1 pseudogene is annotated in these 255 nt (G+C 65.1%); it reads left to right on the top strand.

What is annotated here, in order from left to right:
• Positions 1–255, top strand: a pseudogene (locus C5P05_RS00285) (electron transfer flavoprotein subunit beta/FixA family protein); the annotation flags it as partial.

The following is a 255-nucleotide window of genomic DNA, read 5'->3' as shown; positions in this document are numbered from 1 at the left end:
GCGAAGAACTGCAGCCGCTGGCGGTCGCCAAGCTGCTCAAGGCCCTGGTCGACAAGGAGCAGCCCGGCCTGATCCTGCTCGGCAAACAGGCGATTGATGACGACTGCAACCAGACCGGCCAGATGCTGGCCGCCCTGGCCGATCTGCCGCAAGCCACCTTCGCCAGCAAGGTCGAAGTGGTGGATGGCAAAGCTTCCGTCACGCGCGAGGTCGATGGCGGTCTGGAAACCCTGTCCTTGAGCCTGCCGGCCGTGA

Source organism: Rhodoferax ferrireducens (assembly GCF_003347515.1).
Lineage (GTDB): Bacteria > Pseudomonadota > Gammaproteobacteria > Burkholderiales > Burkholderiaceae_C > Rhodoferax.
The sequence above is the reverse complement of the archived record's forward strand: the minus strand, read 5'-3'. Positions and strand labels throughout refer to the sequence as shown.